The organism is Lentisphaerota bacterium (genome assembly GCA_016873675.1).
Lineage (GTDB): Bacteria > Verrucomicrobiota > Kiritimatiellia > RFP12 > JAAYNR01 > VGWG01.
This window is the reverse complement of sequence record VGWG01000073.1, coordinates 1-14670: the sequence shown is the minus strand read 5'-3', so window position 1 is coordinate 14670 and position 14670 is coordinate 1. Positions and strand designations below refer to the sequence as shown.

The following is a 14670-nucleotide window of genomic DNA, read 5'->3' as shown; positions in this document are numbered from 1 at the left end:
GTTCATTTTGTCCACCTTTCTGCGTCAGAAAAACCAATTCAGCCGAAAGGCGATTGAGACCGCCATTATATCGCTTTTCATGGCGCTAGCGATCAGCGCTTGTCAGAAAAACCAATTCAGCCGAAAGGCGATTGAGACGCGGCGAGGAACGCCATCGAGGCCATGCTGTAGGCTTTGGTCAGAAAAACCAATTCAGCCGAAAGGCGATTGAGACCGGGCTCACGCACGCACGCATAGAGAGCCAACGACACCGCGTCAGAAAAACCAATTCAGCCGAAAGGCGATTGAGACGATCACGCAGCGCCGCGGCGATCCGCCGCGCCACTGCGGTCGTCAGAAAAACCAATTCAGCCGAAAGGCGATTGAGACGTCTCCGACGTGGGCCTTTCCACGTCAGCCCACTCCTCGTCAGAAAAACCAATTCAGCCGAAAGGCGATTGAGACAAGAAATCCAGTAGGGATTTCAATTGCGTGCGTCCACCCGTCAGAAAAACCAATTCAGCCGAAAGGCGATTGAGACCGCAGCCCTCCGCGCAGCTCGCGGGCCATGCGCGCCGCCGTCAGAAAAACCAATTCAGCCGAAAGGCGATTGAGACAATCGCTCATATTTGCGCTATTGATCAGTGCTTGCAAGTCAGAAAAACCAATTCAGCCGAAAGGCGATTGAGACGCAAAGATCGTGGCTGTCCATGTGCCAGAGGAAGTCGGGCAGTCAGAAAAACGGATTCAGCCGAAAGGCGATTGAGACTTTGGGCGGCCTTTGGCGGAGATCAACTGGATCCCGGCTGCGTGTCAGAAAAACGGATTCAGCCGAAAGGCGATTGAGGCCTGGCAAGGGACGGGCCTGAATGGTAGCGCCATTCGGGACGGGCCTTCTCTTCACATGTCGCAGCTATCGGGATCCAAATCGGGATCGGGATCGGGATCGACGATAAAGGCGGGGATTCGACCCCGGTCCCGATTTCGATTTGGATTTCGATATTGACGACCATAATTAGAATTGCTCGCGTTACACTGATTCCGCTTTCGCCCACGTCAAAATATTGTTACCTTATGTCCCTGCGCAAACCCCGCCTGTGGCGTTTGTGTTCCTGAACCCTGAACGTGCCGAACCGCATCAGGCGGTTTGGCAAGCGCCTCCCGTGTCCGCGCGCCATGACAACCAAAATCTACATCACTGCCGATGACCTGCTGCTGGACAGCTTCCGGCTGGCGCGGCGAATACTCGATTCCGGCTGGACGCCCGATGCGCTGGTCGCGCTCTGGCGTGGCGGAACGCCCGTGGGCGTCGCCGTGCATGAGTTTTTGGCCTACCACGGGATCGCCACCCGCCACATGGCGCTGAAGTGCGCCTCGTATACCGGCATTGGCAGCCGCAGCGAGCCGCGCTTCGAATATGCGGATCCCGCGCTGGATTCGATCCAGCCGGGACAGCGCGTGTTGATCGTGGACGACATTTTTGACAGCGGATGCACCGCCAACGCCGTGCTGCGCCGTCTCGCTGGCGCCCAAGCCGACGTCCGCATCGCCACCGTCTATTGGAAGCCCACTCACAACACCACGACGCGGACGCCCGATTACTACGTCCACACCACCACGGACTGGGTGGTCTTTCCTCACGAGATCGTCGGCCTCACATCCGCAGAAATTAATCAGAAATCACCGGCTCTGAGCCAGATGCTCGGCCACTAAAGGTGTCTCATTTATGAAAACCTACGGGCACTTCCATGATGCGACGTCGTCGTACGTCATCACCTCCCCCGAGACCCCGCGCCCCTGGATCAATTATCTGGGCAACCGGAGCCTCCACGCCTTTGTCAGCCAGAACGCAGGCGGCCTGCTCTGGCATCAAGAACCTTACTCGCGGCGAATCACCCGCTATCACTACACCGCCGCCCCCGGCGACCGTCCGGGCTTCTATCTGTATATCCGGGATCGCAAGACCGGTGACGTGTGGAATCCCCACTTCGCTCCCAGTTGCACGGCGTTGGATCGCTTTGAATGCCGGCATCGGCCGGGGGTGACCGAGTTTGCCGCGATGAAAAATGGGGTGGAGGTCTGCTATGCGCTGGGCATCCCGCCGGAGGACGACGTGCTGCTTGGACACGTGACGGTGCGCAATACCGGCGCCTCTCCGGCCGATCTGCAGCTCGTGAGTTATCTGGAATTTGGACTGCTCGAGTTCATGCGCGAAGCCCTCGGCTGGTGCTACCTCAAGAATCAGTTCGGGCTTCGCTACGATCCCGCGCTTGGGGCGATCCGTTACGACTACCATGTCTTTGAAGCGCCATTCTCTCCCGCCATGCTCATTGGTTGCAGCGAAAAATTGTCGGGCTGGGAATGTTCGCGCGAGGCATTCATCGGCAAGAGCGGCAGTTACGCCTCGCCCTGCGCCCTGCGCCCGGGAATCTCCCTGAGCAACTCCGACCTGCCGCTCGGCGGTCATGCCTGCGCGGTGCAGGGTGTGGACGTGCATCTGGCGCCGGGCGCGGAAAAACGCATCGGCTTCACCTTTGCCCTGGCCGACGACTGGCCCGCCGCCGAAGCCCTGTTCCGCACCTACCGGAGCGCCGGGGCAGTCGCCGGCGGCATCGCCTCCATCGACGCCTTTTGGCAGCAACGCCTGGGGCGCACCACCGTTTCAACGGGCGATGCCGTGGTGGACCGCATGGTCAACACCTGGATTCCCTACAATTGCGAGGTTGCGCTCGACCTGGCGCGCATCATCTCCACCGACCACATGGGCACCGACGGGCTGCGCTACCGCGACACGACGCAGGATGCCATGGCCGTGGCCAACTTCGATCCGGAATTCGCCCTTCAGCGCATGCGGCAGGTCTTCGCCCAGCAGACGCCCGACGGCGGAGGCTGTTTCGCGTTCTTTCCCGACGATCCGCGCCCGACCCGCGACGCCCCCCACCGCTGCGACAACACGGTTTGGCAGATCTACACGATCCACAACCTCATCGCCGAAACCGGGGATGTCGCGCTTCTGCAGGAAGAAATTCCCTTCCGTGACGGGAGCCCCGGCACCGTGTACGATCATATTCTCCGGGGACTCAAGCACATTCAGGATCGGCGCGGTCCTCGCGGGCTGCCCACCCTCTTTCACTGCGACTGGAACGATGGACTGGCCCTGTTTGGCGACGAACAGGCGGAGTCGGTGATGCTGGGCATGCAGATGGTCTATGCCTGCACGCTGTTCAAGGACCTCGCGCAACGCGGGAATCGCCCGGCGGATGTCGCCTGGTGCGACGGTGTTATTGCCGAGCTCACGGCGATTCTCAACTCCGACGTCGTCTGGGACGGCCGCTGGTACCGCCGCCTGCTCCTCAGCAACGGCAAGACGCTGGGCAGCTCGGCGAACGCGCAGGGCCGGATCTATCTCAACACCCAGAGCTGGGCCGTGATCTCCGGCGTCGGCGACTTCGAGAACCGGGGGCGGATCGCCATGGAGGCGGCGGCAGAACTGCTCGACAGCGACTGCGGACTGCGCATTCTCGCGCCGCCGTTCAAAGGGATTCCCGAGCCGACCGATCCGCCGCTGGGATCCAATCCCGGCATCGGCGAAAACGGTGGCATCTTCAGTCACGCCAACACCTGGGCGATCATTGCCGAGTGTCTGCTCGGCAACGGCAACCGGGCCTGGAAGTACTTCCGTCAAATCCTGCCACAGGTGGTGTCGGAGAAGTTTGGCCCCGATCACTACGAGCGCGAGCCTTACGTCTATGTTTCGTCTATTGTCGGACCGGTCAATGATCGGTTTGGCGAAGGGGGCATCAGTTGGCTCACGGGCACCGCCAACTGGATGCACATTGCGATGATGCACTACATCCTGGGGGTGCGCCCGACGCTCGACGGGTTGGAGATCAAGCCCTGCCTGCCCGACAGCGTGACGGTGGCGACGGTGAAGCGGACATTCCGCGGCAAGACGTATCAGATCGAGCTGCGCAACCGCGAGGGCAGGCAAAGTTGCGTCTGCGCGTCGTGATGCGCTAACACCCCCGCAGATTAAAGGCGCTGGCCTGAGCCTTTCGCTCGCTTCCTCGTAAGCAGGAACGTGAACCGCTTCGCGGTCAACGTGAACGTATCAAGGCCAATCGATCTTCCAGCACGCGCAGGCTGTCCGAAAGCCCGCCGGGGCGATTGCGGGCGAGCCAGACGCGGCGATGTTCCGAAACGATCGTCTCGAAAGCGGGAGCGAGGCGGGCGAGGGCGGTCGGCCCCGTATCATTCGCCAGCAGCAGCAGCCCCATCTGGCAGGCCGCCCGCGCCATGTTCACATTGTGCGAAAATTCATCCACGATCAAGGCCGCATCCGGCCGGTCCATGCGCGCGTGGCGCATCCGGTCCAGCGTCGTCTCGAGGTGGGTGTCTGCCGCCTCCAGGGTTGCACGGGTGACATTCCGGGGGAGCACGCAGGAAAAGCCCTCATGGAGAATCTGGTCGAGAATGTGGGCAGCCGTGGCATTCTCGGAGACATGGGTCCAGGTGTCGGCCAGGTCATAGGCCGCCTGGCCCATGACACCCGCCGCGTCGCGGAAGACATGCGGGTCGAGCGCCGCTCGGATCGCCTCGTCTGAATTGCCGGCCTCATGCCAGGCGATGGCCGCACCCGCGGCAAAGCCGATGAAGCTCACGGGCAGGGTCTGCCAATGGCCGCCGTCGCCCCAGTCGGTGTTCAGGATACCCGATGCGCCGAACTCCAGGCCAGCCTGGACGGCGGAGCGGTTGCTGCCGATGCCAGCCTCGTTGCAGCCCGTGAGCGTACACCAGGTGGAGGTGCCGGGCGCAAACCAGAAGGGGAGTCCCGCCGCAGCCAGTTTGGCCCCGTGGTCGCGGTAGGGATAAGCGCGGTAATAGCCCCAGTCCACGTGAACCATCTCGCGATCCAGCCGATCCAGCTGGTCGCCAAAATGGTTCCAGACCATGTCGCCCCAGTAATGCGGGGTGCAGCCGTGGGCTTGCGCCAGGCGCTTGATTTTCGAGAGATGATCAAAATAGACGGGCCCCAGACCCCGCCGTTCGACCTCCGGGCGGCTGCGGCCTTCGCCCAGCTCCCACGTCTCGTCACAGCCAATGTGCAGGCGCCGGCTGGTGAAATTCGGGAGCAATTCGACATAAAGTTCGGCGATGAGCGCGAGCGAGTCGGGGTTGGTCGGGTCGAGCGTTGTCGGACTCCGCCACGTGCCCTGTTTCGTCTGAAAGCCGTCCGGACATTCGGCCAGCGGCCGGTAACGCGGATGCTTGAGCCAACGCTCAAAATGGCCGAAGGTGTTCTGGTTGGGCGCCAACTCGATAAACCGCTCGCGGCAATAGGCGTCGAGCGTGCGCACCTCCTCGGCGGTCAGGGGCGAGGACGCAGCCCACACCTCGCGATGGTTGCGGTAGGCGAACGTGTGCTCCATGTAGAGTTGCAGGTGGTTGACCTTCCACTCGGCCAGCATGTCCACGAGCATGAAGAGTGTGTCAAGCGTCGGCACTTTGTCGCGGCTGATGTCGAGCATGACTCCGCGAATCAAGATATCCGGCGAATCCTCGATCTCGCCACATGGGATGGCTTCGGGACACAGCCGCGCCAACTGGCGCAGGGTCATGCGGGCATAGAACGCGCCCGCGGCATCTCCCGATGTGAGGCAGACGCCCTGGGGGGTGATGCGCAGCCGGTAGGACTGCGGAGGGAGGCGGTCATCGTGACGAATCTCTGCGGAGGGCCAGTCGGCCACCGGGGCTTGAACGCCTGAGGCGGGCCGGCGGCACGCGCCCTCGAACGGGCGCACAACCCGGGGACGCGGGAGGAGGGGAATGTGGGTCAGAGCAGTCATGGTGTTCATTCCAGTTTCAGCATCGCCTCGATCGCCTGGCGGGCGCGGGCGGATATCGCCGCCTCGACGGTGACGCGGTGCTGGAGGTCTTCCAGCGACCACAGCACCTTCTCCAAAGAGATCTTCTTCATGTTGGGGCACAGCAGCCGGTCGTTGACCGGGAGGAAAACTTTGTCCGGATTTTCGGTGCGGAGGCGGTAGAGGATGCCCATCTCGGTTCCGATGATGAACACCCGCTCGGCTGCGCGCGTCACGTGGCGGCACATCTGTCCGGTCGACAGGACGTGATCGGCGGCGTCCCGCACCGGCTTGGCACACTCGGGATGGACCAGCACCGGCGCGCCGGGATGGGCGGCGCGCAAAGCGGCGATCTCGGCGACGGCGATGCGCTGGTGGGTCGGACAGAATCCCGGCCACAGAATCAGCGGCTTGCCGAGCTTTTCGGCGGTGTAGCCGCCGAGGTGGCGATCAGGGACGAAGATCACCTCGGCATCGCCGAGCGAGCGCACCACGGCCAGCGCATTCGCCGAGGTGCAGCAGATGTCGCTCTCGGCCTTGACCTCGGCTGTGCTGTTCACATAACAGACCACCTTCGCGCCCGGATGCTCCGCCTTGAAGGTTCGCAACTGTTCGCCCGTGAGCATGTCGGCCATGGGGCAGCCGGCCGCGGGGTCCGGGATCAGAACCGTCTTGCCGGGGTTCAGGATGGCGGCGGTCTCCGCCATGAACCAGACACCGCAGAACACGATCACATCAGACTCGATCTGCGCGCACGCGCGGGACAGCTCCAGCGAGTCGCCGGTGAAATCGGCGATCGCCTGGATCTCATCCGGCTGATAATTGTGCGCGAGGATCACGGCGTTTCGCCGCCGCTTCAGCTCGCTGATGCGCTGTGGAAGCGTGTCCATGCAATTAGCGGAATGTGGGCATCCAGCGGCCATGCGCGGCGATGAGATCGTCGCACAGCGCGCGGATCTGGTCGATGGTGAGTTCGGCCGCCGTATGGGGGTCGAGCATCGCGGCCTGGTAGATGCGATCCTTGCGCCCCTCGAGGACGGCCTCGATGGCGAGCATCTGGGGGTTGATATTCGTCCGGTTATAGGCGGCGCACACTTCGGGGAGGTCGCCGACAAAACAGCCCTGCACGCCATTGGCGTCAACCAGACAGGGGACCTCGACGCAGGCCTTGGGGGGGAGATTGGGGATGAGGCCGTTGTTGAGAATGTTTCCGCCGATGTGGATTGGGCGGTCGGTTTCCATGGCCTCCATAATATACGACCCATACTCATGAGTGCGACTGTGGGTCAGCGCAGGATTGCCCACCAGCTCTTTGGCTCGTTTCTTCCAGTCGGCAATCTGGTTGATGCAGCGGCGGGGGTATTCGTCGAGGGGGATGCGGAACTCGCCGATCAGTTCGGGATGCGCCGCCTTGATGAAATGCGGCAGGTACTCCGAAAAATGCTCCGAGCTTTCCGTGATGTAATAGCCGGTGTGCAACATCATTTCGAGCCGGACCATATCCCACGATTTCTTGTTCGGGTCCGGTTCCTTCCGCCAGACTTTGAGCTTCTGCGCGGCCACCTTTTTGATTTCGGGATAGAGGTCCCGATCCTTGTGGGTGATTTTCAGCAGCCACGCCATGTGATTAATGCCGGCGACACGCGAGCGACAGGCGTGCGGAGGATATTTCGCCTCCAGGCCGAGCGCGCCTAACAGGTTCTGGACGACGACTTGCACGGAATGGCAGAGGCCGACTGTGCGGATGGAAGACCCCCGCAACACACCGCCGGTGAGCATGGCCATCGGGTTGGTATAGTTGAGGAGCCACGCATCCGGACAGACGGCTTCCATGTCGTGAGCGAAGTCGAGCATGACCGGCAGGGTACGCAAGGTGCGGAAGATGCCGCCGATGCCGAGGGTGTCGGCGATCGTCTGACGCAGACCATAGCGCTTGGGCACTTCGAAATCGGTGATCGTGCAGGGGTCGTAACCGCCGACCTGGATGGCGTTGACCACATAAGAGGCCCCTTTCAGCGCCTGACGCCGCCGGGCCACACCCAGATGGGCGGTGATCGTGGCGCGCCCCTGATTGATGTTGGCGTTGAGGCTGTCGAGCATCGTCTTCGATTCGCGCAGGCGGACGGGATCGATGTCGTATAAGGCGAGGTGGGCGTCGCGCAGCGCCTCGCTGAGCATGACATCGCCGAGAACATTCTTTGCAAAAATGGTGCTTCCCGCACCCATAAACGTGATTTTAGGCATGGCAGAAGGTTCCTTGATGGTGCATTCAACGCGAAGTTCTAGGATGATCGGGATTTGGGCGGAGTGCGGCTGCACACCTCGATTGTGCAGCCCGGTTCCACCTCGATTCCGGCGGGGACGATGGCCCGGCCCCCCGTCTTGGCGTCCAGTTCGATCCGGATATCACCGCGCGGGGTGGGCACGACGCCCTCCGCCCATTGCAGGTCGCCGAGTTGCGGGCACATGCGAACGCGGGCGAACCCCGGCGCCGTCGGCCGCACGCCCAGCACATAACGCGACAGCAGGTGGCAGGCGGTTCCGCCCCAGCCATGACAGCGGCTGATGATGGGTTTCCGCCAGCCGCCGTCCGGCTTCCGATCGCAGGATTCCCACGCCGTGGTGGCGCCCCGGTCGAGCATGAAACCCCAGAACGCGCGCATTCCTTGCAGCGCCACGTCGGCCATGCCGACCTCGAACTCGCCCGCGTGCTGCCACATCCGCATGCCGCTCCATTCGGCCTGCCGGGCTTTCGCCGCGATGGCCTTCTCGATGATGCACCTGCCGTTCGTCCGGTCAACCGTTCCGGACAAGACCGCAAATGTGTTGACGTGCATGCCGCCGACCCCGCCCGCCCCGGCGCTCGGATCGTCCGTGAAGATGCCGGCTGCGGGGTCGAAGTGTTCGGCGAGGACCCGTTGCTGCAGCCGGTCCGCCAGCGCGCCACAGCGGGCGCCGATCGCGGGGTCGCCGTGCAAGGCCGCCAGCCGCGCGCCATCGCGCATGCCGGTGATCACCTGGACGAGCATGGTCCCCAATGAGTTCCATCCGTACCATTCGGTTGCGTAGGTCTTGCCCGGTGCGTAAGGGTGTTTTTCGTGCGCGGCAATCAGGCGCTGGACCGTGGGCCACACACTATCGAGAAGCGCGGTGTCGCCGGTGTGCAGCACATAGTCCAGAAGACAACTCAGGTAGTCCGAAGAGTAATGAATCAGGAGCATCTTAGCCGTGCCGAATTTAAAGGGAATCCCGGGCATGTAGCTGATGCCGTCCACGGGATGGAAGCCCCCGTCCGTGTGTTGGTGCCCGCCTGCCGCCGCCGCGCACGCAGGGATGAAGCCGTCGGCCATCTGCGTGGCCGCGAACATGATCAGCGACCGCCGCGCGAGCGCGGCATCACCGAACGGCGTCCAGTTGGACAGGAATTGCTGGCGGTAGTCACTGACCCAGAGCAGCCCGTCGCGCTTGATGCCGTCCTCGTAAAAGGTCTGCATGCACAGTTGGGTCGTGTAGCGGCAGAGGTCCCAGATCCGGTTGATGAGCGGATCGGATGAACTGAATGAGCCCCGGTCCTGAACCGGGTAGTGGACCAGCGTCATGCGCATGCTGTGCAGTTCGATCCGCGCATCCGGCTGTTCCGAGCGGACATGCACGTAACGAAAAGCGCGCCGGCCCTCGTGACGATACGCCGTGGGCGCGCCCTGGACGGTGTGTGTGTCCTCCGGCAGGTGGAACCAGCAGCAGTTATCACAATCGCACGCGGTGTCACACGCCTCCTCGATGGATTCGCCGTACGTCACGATCATGCCGGACGGTGTGTGGGCGGCGGCCGTGATATCCAGAAAGCCGACCAATTCGCGCCCGAAGTCAACAATTATATGGGAAACGCCGCGCAGCGTTGCCGGTGTCTGCCCGGTGACGATCCCCTGCGGGTCGGCCACGCCGCGGAACCGGAGCACGGCTACGGGCCGCACCTCGGTCTTTTGCAGGGCGGGCACCTCGTTTGCGTGCTTCATCAGATCCAGATGATGAAAATCCTGTGTGAGTTCCATTACACATCTCCTCGAAGCTTTCGTGTGGCCGCATCATAGCAACATCTGGAGGCGCGTGCAACAGTTTCACCCAGGCGAATCCGACCCGTCGAACGAGGGGCTAGGAAAGACCCGGGGCGTTTGAGCGGAGGGCACGGGCCTGGACTTCGCGTTCGAGGCAGGCGTCGACGGCGGCGAGGATCTCCGCGGTGCGGGTGAAGGTGCACAGGTGGCCCCGGAGCTGGGCGGCGCCCGCCAGACCGGACAGGTAACGGAAGAGGTGGCAGCGGAAGGTCACGACCACGGCCGCTTCAGGATCGAGCGCCCGGCTCGGGAGTCGGTGGTTGGCCCGGATCTGGATCTGGAGCTCGCGGGCGGCGGTGAGATGGTCGGAGAGGGCGGCTCGGATTTCGGCGACGTCGGGGCGCGAGCGCGGCGGGGGGGGCGCGTCCTCCGGCGCAGCGAGGGCGTCGGCGATCGCCCGGAAAAGCCAGGGGTTGCCCATGGCGGCGCGGCCCACCATGACGGCGTCGACACCGGTCTCGCGAACCATGCGCGCGGCGTCTGCGGCCGATCGGATGCCGCCGTTGCCGATGATGGGGATGCGGGCGCGCTGCTTCACCGCCGCGAGCAGGTCGAGCGCGACGGCGCCGCTGTGCATTTGCGAGGCGAAGCGGGCGTGGATGGCGAGGGCGGCGCCCCCGGCCGCTTCAACGGCGCTCGCGATTTCGTGGATGAGGATGCGGTCGGGAACGAGGCCAACGCGGGTCTTGACCGTCACCGGCAGCGGCGAGGCCGCGCGCATGGCGGCGACGATCCGCCCGATGAGGTCGGGCTGGGGCATCAGGGCAGAGCCGCAGCCATTGGCGGTGATCTTCCGCACGGGACAGCCGGCGTTGATGTCGATGGCCACGAAGCGCCCGGTCCGCCAGACGGCCGCCGCCGCCGCAGCCATCTCCTCCGGTTCGGAGCCGTACAGGTGGGCGACCACGGAACCTTCGCCGGGAAGTGTCTCCAGCAAATGCCACGTCTTGTCGGAGGCGCGCAGCAGACCCGTGGCGTTGACCATTTCCGTGTAGGTCAGGGCCGCGCCGAAGGCGTGCGAGACGCGGCGCATCGCCGCATCGGTGAAGCCCGCCATCGGCGCGAGCAGCACAGGCCGGGCGGACGGCGAGACGGGATTCGGGGGAAGGAAAGGAATCATGTGGCGTGCTCAAACAAACCCAGTTGTCCCGCGACGATGATCTTGCGGCCGTTGGCGGTCTCGGGGTCCGAGGTGTCGTAGACGCAGAACTTGACGCCGGGAAAGTGGCGGGAGAGGACCGTGCGGATATAGGCTTCGACAGCGGCGACGTTGGCGGGGTCGTCATCAGAAAAACCGACGCTGATGGGCCGGCGAAGCGTCCGATCCGTGCGGTGGAGAATGCGGATCACGTGCTCGACGAAATCGCGGATCGCGAACTGCTTGCGGCTTTCGGAACTCTCCGCATCGCAGGAGGGATCCTGGCCGGTCATCCAATGCTTGAACGTGGGGGAGGTGACGGCGTGGTAGCGGTTCAGGCCGAGGTAGTAGGCAATCTCCGCGTCGTCGCTGCCGAAGGTGGTGAGACCGTCATAGCAGAAGCGGTAGCCCCGGAGGTTAGCGAGGAGGGTTTGACGCTCCCCGGGGGTGAGGACCTCATCGATGAAGAGCCGGACCCCCTGGCGCAGGGTGTCGCTGGCGTGGCCGCGGGCGGTGACGATGGCGAAGAGGCGTCCTTCGACGAGGGTGTTGCGGAAGGTGTGAAAGCTGGGGGCGGGCGGGCATTTTCCAGAGACGACGGCGCCGATCGCCTCGCGCGCATCGTGCAGGAACTGGTGGTCGGGCTGGCCGGCAACATCGCGAAATTCGCGGAAGGCGAGCTCCCAGTCGTTCTGGGGCGGGCGGTAGTTCTGGGTGTCGTTGCGGATCACGGTGAACAAGGCTGTGGTCACGGCGTGGGGCGCCCAGGAGCCGTCGGGCTGCCGTTTTTCCAAATGAATGCGCGTCGGCATCCTCAGGATGTTATCATCCCAGTCAAAGATGTAATATTTGAAGTCGCGTTCTCGGACGCGTTCGTTGACCGGTTGTTGCTGCATGGGCTAAGCATACCGTCCGGGCGGGGTGGGGCGCAAGCGAGAAACGGAGAAGAATGTGAGTGTGTGAGTGTGTGAGTATGTGAGGGTGATTGCATAACCGATAGCCTCTCCAGTCTCACAGGCTGCTGCCCCGTTGGGGGTTATAGATCCACCCTCCTGCGGCGGCATAGGCGCGCAGAACGGCGCGGGCGCGGGGGCGCAGGAGCTGGCGGCGGACGCGGATGCCGCGCTGCGCGAGCGCGCTAATCCAGTCGGCGGGTTTCGGGCCTTCGTCAAAGCCGACCGCCTCGGCGTCGGCCCCGGTCGCGCCGCAGACGAGGCGGGCGACGCCCGACCAGACGACGGCGCCGAGGCACATGGCGCACGGTTCGACGCTGGTGAAGAGGACGAATCGACCGACTGTTGCGAGGTCGTGCGTGCCCAGCGCCTGCTGGGCGCGTGCCAGCGCCACCATCTCGGCATGGAGGTGGGAGCACCGGCCGGCAACCACGCGGTTCACCCCGACGGCCACGCAACGGCCGCCGGCGCAATCAAAGACCGCCGCGCCAAACGGCCCGCCGCCGTGCCGGACGTTGTCCTCCGCGAGCGCGATGACGGCTGCCATCCGCGCCGTATCGGACACATAGACGGCCGCGCCGCAGTCGCGCTCGCGCGCGGCCAGCCAGCGAGGTGTGGATGACCACGGTGTCACCGTCGCTCTCATTTTGACTGCTGACTCCTGTATCCTGAATGCGCGCGTGAAAAACCGAGACGGTTATTTTCACGCGCCTGTGTTCTCAGTCCTCGCCTGTGGCGTCATCCCGATGGAGGTCGGTGGATAACTTCAGGAGGCGCACGCCCGGATTCCGTTCGCTGAAGTATTTGAGCTCCCAGTCGGAGCCGAAGAGCACCACGAGCCGACCCGCCGCATCAGTGGCGAGGCGGCAGCCGGTGGGCAGCTTGCCGTCGCGCAGCGCCTCGTGATCGACATCGGCGGGCGCAACCCAGCGGACGAGCCGCCACGGCATGGGTTCCAGCCGCGAGGCCGCGCCGTACTCGGTCTCCAGCCGGAACTGGAGGACGTCAAACTGCAACGTGCCGACGGCGCCCAGCAGCGGGATGTTCTGCACCGCGTCTTTGAGCGTGAACGCCTGCACCGCGCCCTCCTGCAGCAAATGCTCCAGCCCCGCGCGGAAACGCTTGTACGTGGCGGTGCTCGGGTTATGCAGGAGCGCGAAACATTCGGGAGCAAACTGCGGCAGCGGCTCGTAGGTCAGATCCGTATCCTCGGTGAGGGTGTCGCCAATGCCGAACCCGCTGTGCCCCACCAGACCGATCACATCGCCGGGGAACGCTTCATCCACGGTCTCGCGCTCGCGCGCGAACACCCGGTGCGAACTGGCGAGCCGCAGCGACTTGCCGGTGCGCGAATGAAACACCTTCATGTCGCGCGTGAAGATGCCCGAGCAGACGCGCATGAAGGCGATCTGGTCGCGGTGGTGGGGATCCATGTTGGACTGGATCTTGAAGATGAAGCCGGAGAAGAGCGGGTGTTGCGGTGCGATGAGGCCCTTGCTGGAACGTCGCGGATGCGGCGGCGGTGCATACTCGAGGAATGCATCCAGAAGTAATTGGACGCCGAAGTTGTTGATGGCGCTGCCGAAGAAGACCGGCGTCATATCGCCCGTGCGCACCAGTTCCCTGTCCAGCGGCTCGCTGGCCGCGTCAAGCATGGCGAGGTGTTCGATCAGGGCGGCGTAAGTCCGTTCGGACAGCCGTTCGCGCACCTGAGGATCGGTCACATCGTGAACAGACACCGGCGCGCGGTATTTGCCCCCGGGTGTCCGCTCGAAAAAGTGCGCCTGCCGCTGCATCCGGTCATATACGCCCCGGAACTCCAAGCCGTCGCCCAGTGGCCAGTTCATGGCGCAGACATGGAGCTGCAGCGTTTGCTCGAGTTCGTCGATGATGACGAGCGGGTCGCGCGAGGGGCGGTCGAATTTGTTGACAAACGTGAAGATCGGGATGCCCCGGAACCGGCACATCTCGAAGAGCTTCAGCGTCTGGCTCTCGATGCCCTTGGCCGCGTCGATGACCATCACCACCGCATCGACCGCCATGAGCACGCGGTAGGTGTCCTCCGAAAAATCGCGGTGCCCGGGCGTGTCGAGGAGGTTGATGCAGAAGCCGCAGTAATCAAACTGCAGGACTGTGGAGCTGACCGAGATACCGCGCTGTTTCTCCAACTCCATCCAGTCGGAGGCCGTGGCGTTCTGGGTCTTTCGGGCCGTGACCGATCCCGCCAGTTGCACGGCGCCGCCGTACAGCAGGAATTTTTCGGTCAGCGTGGTTTTGCCCGCGTCCGGATGCGAAATGATCGCAAACGTCCGCCGCCGGGAAATCTCGTGTTGCGTGTCCTTGCCCATGTGGTCTGTTGCGTTTGAATGTTCCGGTCGGTGGCGCCGGGGGGTGAATGAAGGGGCGACATCATACCGCAATCGCCCCGGGGTATCAAGGGTGATTGATTGGAAAGCTGAAAGCTGGGCGCATGGCCGTTCTGATGAGGGTTACTTAATCGTAATCGTAATCATAATCGTAATCTTGCTTTGCTCCTGCATGTGATCATAAAATGTCACCCATGAATACGGGTTTTGATCATGAGAAGCTGACTGAGGCGCTTGCAAAACCTCCTTCGTCGG

The 14670-nt window shown here is 63.5% G+C and carries 10 protein-coding genes and 1 CRISPR repeat array; of the genes, 2 read left to right on the top strand and 8 right to left on the bottom strand.

Translation table 11 applies throughout. The features are described from left to right. Positions 1-23 precede the first annotated feature (23 nt). Positions 24-828: a CRISPR direct-repeat array (repeat unit 37 nt; unit sequence GTCAGAAAAACCAATTCAGCCGAAAGGCGATTGAGAC). A 327-nt stretch (positions 829-1155) separates the two neighbouring features. Both FJ222_09265 and FJ222_09260 read left to right on the top strand, forming a co-directional pair. Further along, positions 1156-1692 carry a hypoxanthine phosphoribosyltransferase gene (locus FJ222_09265; protein ID MBM4164610.1) on the top strand — a complete coding sequence of 179 codons (537 nt, stop codon included), beginning with the start codon at positions 1156-1158 and terminating at the stop codon, positions 1690-1692. Positions 1693-1705: 13 nt separating this feature from the next. Next, positions 1706-3991: a hypothetical protein gene (locus FJ222_09260; protein MBM4164609.1), complete on the top strand. Its 2286-nt coding sequence runs from the start codon at positions 1706-1708 to the stop codon at positions 3989-3991. Between the two features lie 85 nt (positions 3992-4076). Here FJ222_09260 and FJ222_09255 read toward each other — a convergent pair whose 3' ends face one another. From FJ222_09255 to FJ222_09220, 8 genes are all read right to left on the bottom strand, one after another. After that, the gene (locus FJ222_09255; GenBank protein MBM4164608.1) at positions 4077-5834 is read right to left on the bottom strand and encodes a glycoside hydrolase; all 1758 of its coding nucleotides are present in this window, start codon (positions 5832-5834) and stop codon (positions 4077-4079) included. Further along, positions 5831-6733, bottom strand: a complete 903-nt coding sequence (gene nadA / locus FJ222_09250) for a quinolinate synthase NadA (protein MBM4164607.1) — start codon at positions 6731-6733, stop codon at positions 5831-5833. Before nadA ends, FJ222_09255 begins: the two co-directional genes overlap by 4 nt. Positions 6734-6737: 4 nt before the next feature. Then, a complete protein-coding gene (locus tag FJ222_09245) occupies positions 6738-8087 on the bottom strand; it encodes an alpha-glucosidase/alpha-galactosidase (GenBank protein MBM4164606.1) in 1350 nt (449 codons plus the stop codon). A 38-nt stretch (positions 8088-8125) separates the two neighbouring features. Then, positions 8126-9895: a hypothetical protein gene (locus FJ222_09240; GenBank protein ID MBM4164605.1), complete on the bottom strand. Its 1770-nt coding sequence runs from the start codon at positions 9893-9895 to the stop codon at positions 8126-8128. Positions 9896-9995: 100 nt separating this feature from the next. After that, positions 9996-11078: a tRNA-dihydrouridine synthase family protein gene (locus FJ222_09235; protein MBM4164604.1), complete on the bottom strand. Its 1083-nt coding sequence runs from the start codon at positions 11076-11078 to the stop codon at positions 9996-9998. Then, a complete protein-coding gene (locus tag FJ222_09230; protein ID MBM4164603.1) occupies positions 11075-11992 on the bottom strand; it encodes a hypothetical protein in 918 nt (305 codons plus the stop codon). The genes FJ222_09235 and FJ222_09230 overlap by 4 nt, the downstream gene beginning before the upstream one ends. A 115-nt stretch (positions 11993-12107) precedes the next feature. Beyond that, positions 12108-12695 (bottom strand): nucleoside deaminase, encoded by a 588-nt coding sequence (locus tag FJ222_09225; protein ID MBM4164602.1) that lies wholly within the window; start codon positions 12693-12695, stop codon positions 12108-12110. Positions 12696-12768: 73 nt separating this feature from the next. Beyond that, on the bottom strand, positions 12769-14397 hold the full coding sequence (locus FJ222_09220; GenBank protein MBM4164601.1) for a peptide chain release factor 3: 1629 nt from the start codon (positions 14395-14397) through the stop codon (positions 12769-12771). Positions 14398-14670: the final 273 nt, after the last annotated feature.

Excerpts from the sequence above, each read along its gene's own strand:
- FJ222_09265 (MBM4164610.1), top strand. The coding sequence starts at position 1,156 with ATGACAACCAAAATCTACATCACTGCCGATGACCTGCTGCTGGACAGC.
- FJ222_09260 (MBM4164609.1), top strand. The coding sequence starts at position 1,706 with ATGAAAACCTACGGGCACTTCCATGATGCGACGTCGTCGTACGTCATC.
- FJ222_09255 (MBM4164608.1), bottom strand. The coding sequence starts at position 5,834 with ATGAACACCATGACTGCTCTGACCCACATTCCCCTCCTCCCGCGTCCC.
- nadA (MBM4164607.1), bottom strand. The coding sequence starts at position 6,733 with ATGGACACGCTTCCACAGCGCATCAGCGAGCTGAAGCGGCGGCGAAAC.
- FJ222_09245 (MBM4164606.1), bottom strand. The coding sequence starts at position 8,087 with ATGCCTAAAATCACGTTTATGGGTGCGGGAAGCACCATTTTTGCAAAG.
- FJ222_09240 (MBM4164605.1), bottom strand. The coding sequence starts at position 9,895 with ATGGAACTCACACAGGATTTTCATCATCTGGATCTGATGAAGCACGCA.
- FJ222_09235 (MBM4164604.1), bottom strand. The coding sequence starts at position 11,078 with ATGATTCCTTTCCTTCCCCCGAATCCCGTCTCGCCGTCCGCCCGGCCT.
- FJ222_09230 (MBM4164603.1), bottom strand. The coding sequence starts at position 11,992 with ATGCAGCAACAACCGGTCAACGAACGCGTCCGAGAACGCGACTTCAAA.
- FJ222_09225 (MBM4164602.1), bottom strand. The coding sequence starts at position 12,695 with ATGAGAGCGACGGTGACACCGTGGTCATCCACACCTCGCTGGCTGGCC.
- FJ222_09220 (MBM4164601.1), bottom strand. The coding sequence starts at position 14,397 with ATGGGCAAGGACACGCAACACGAGATTTCCCGGCGGCGGACGTTTGCG.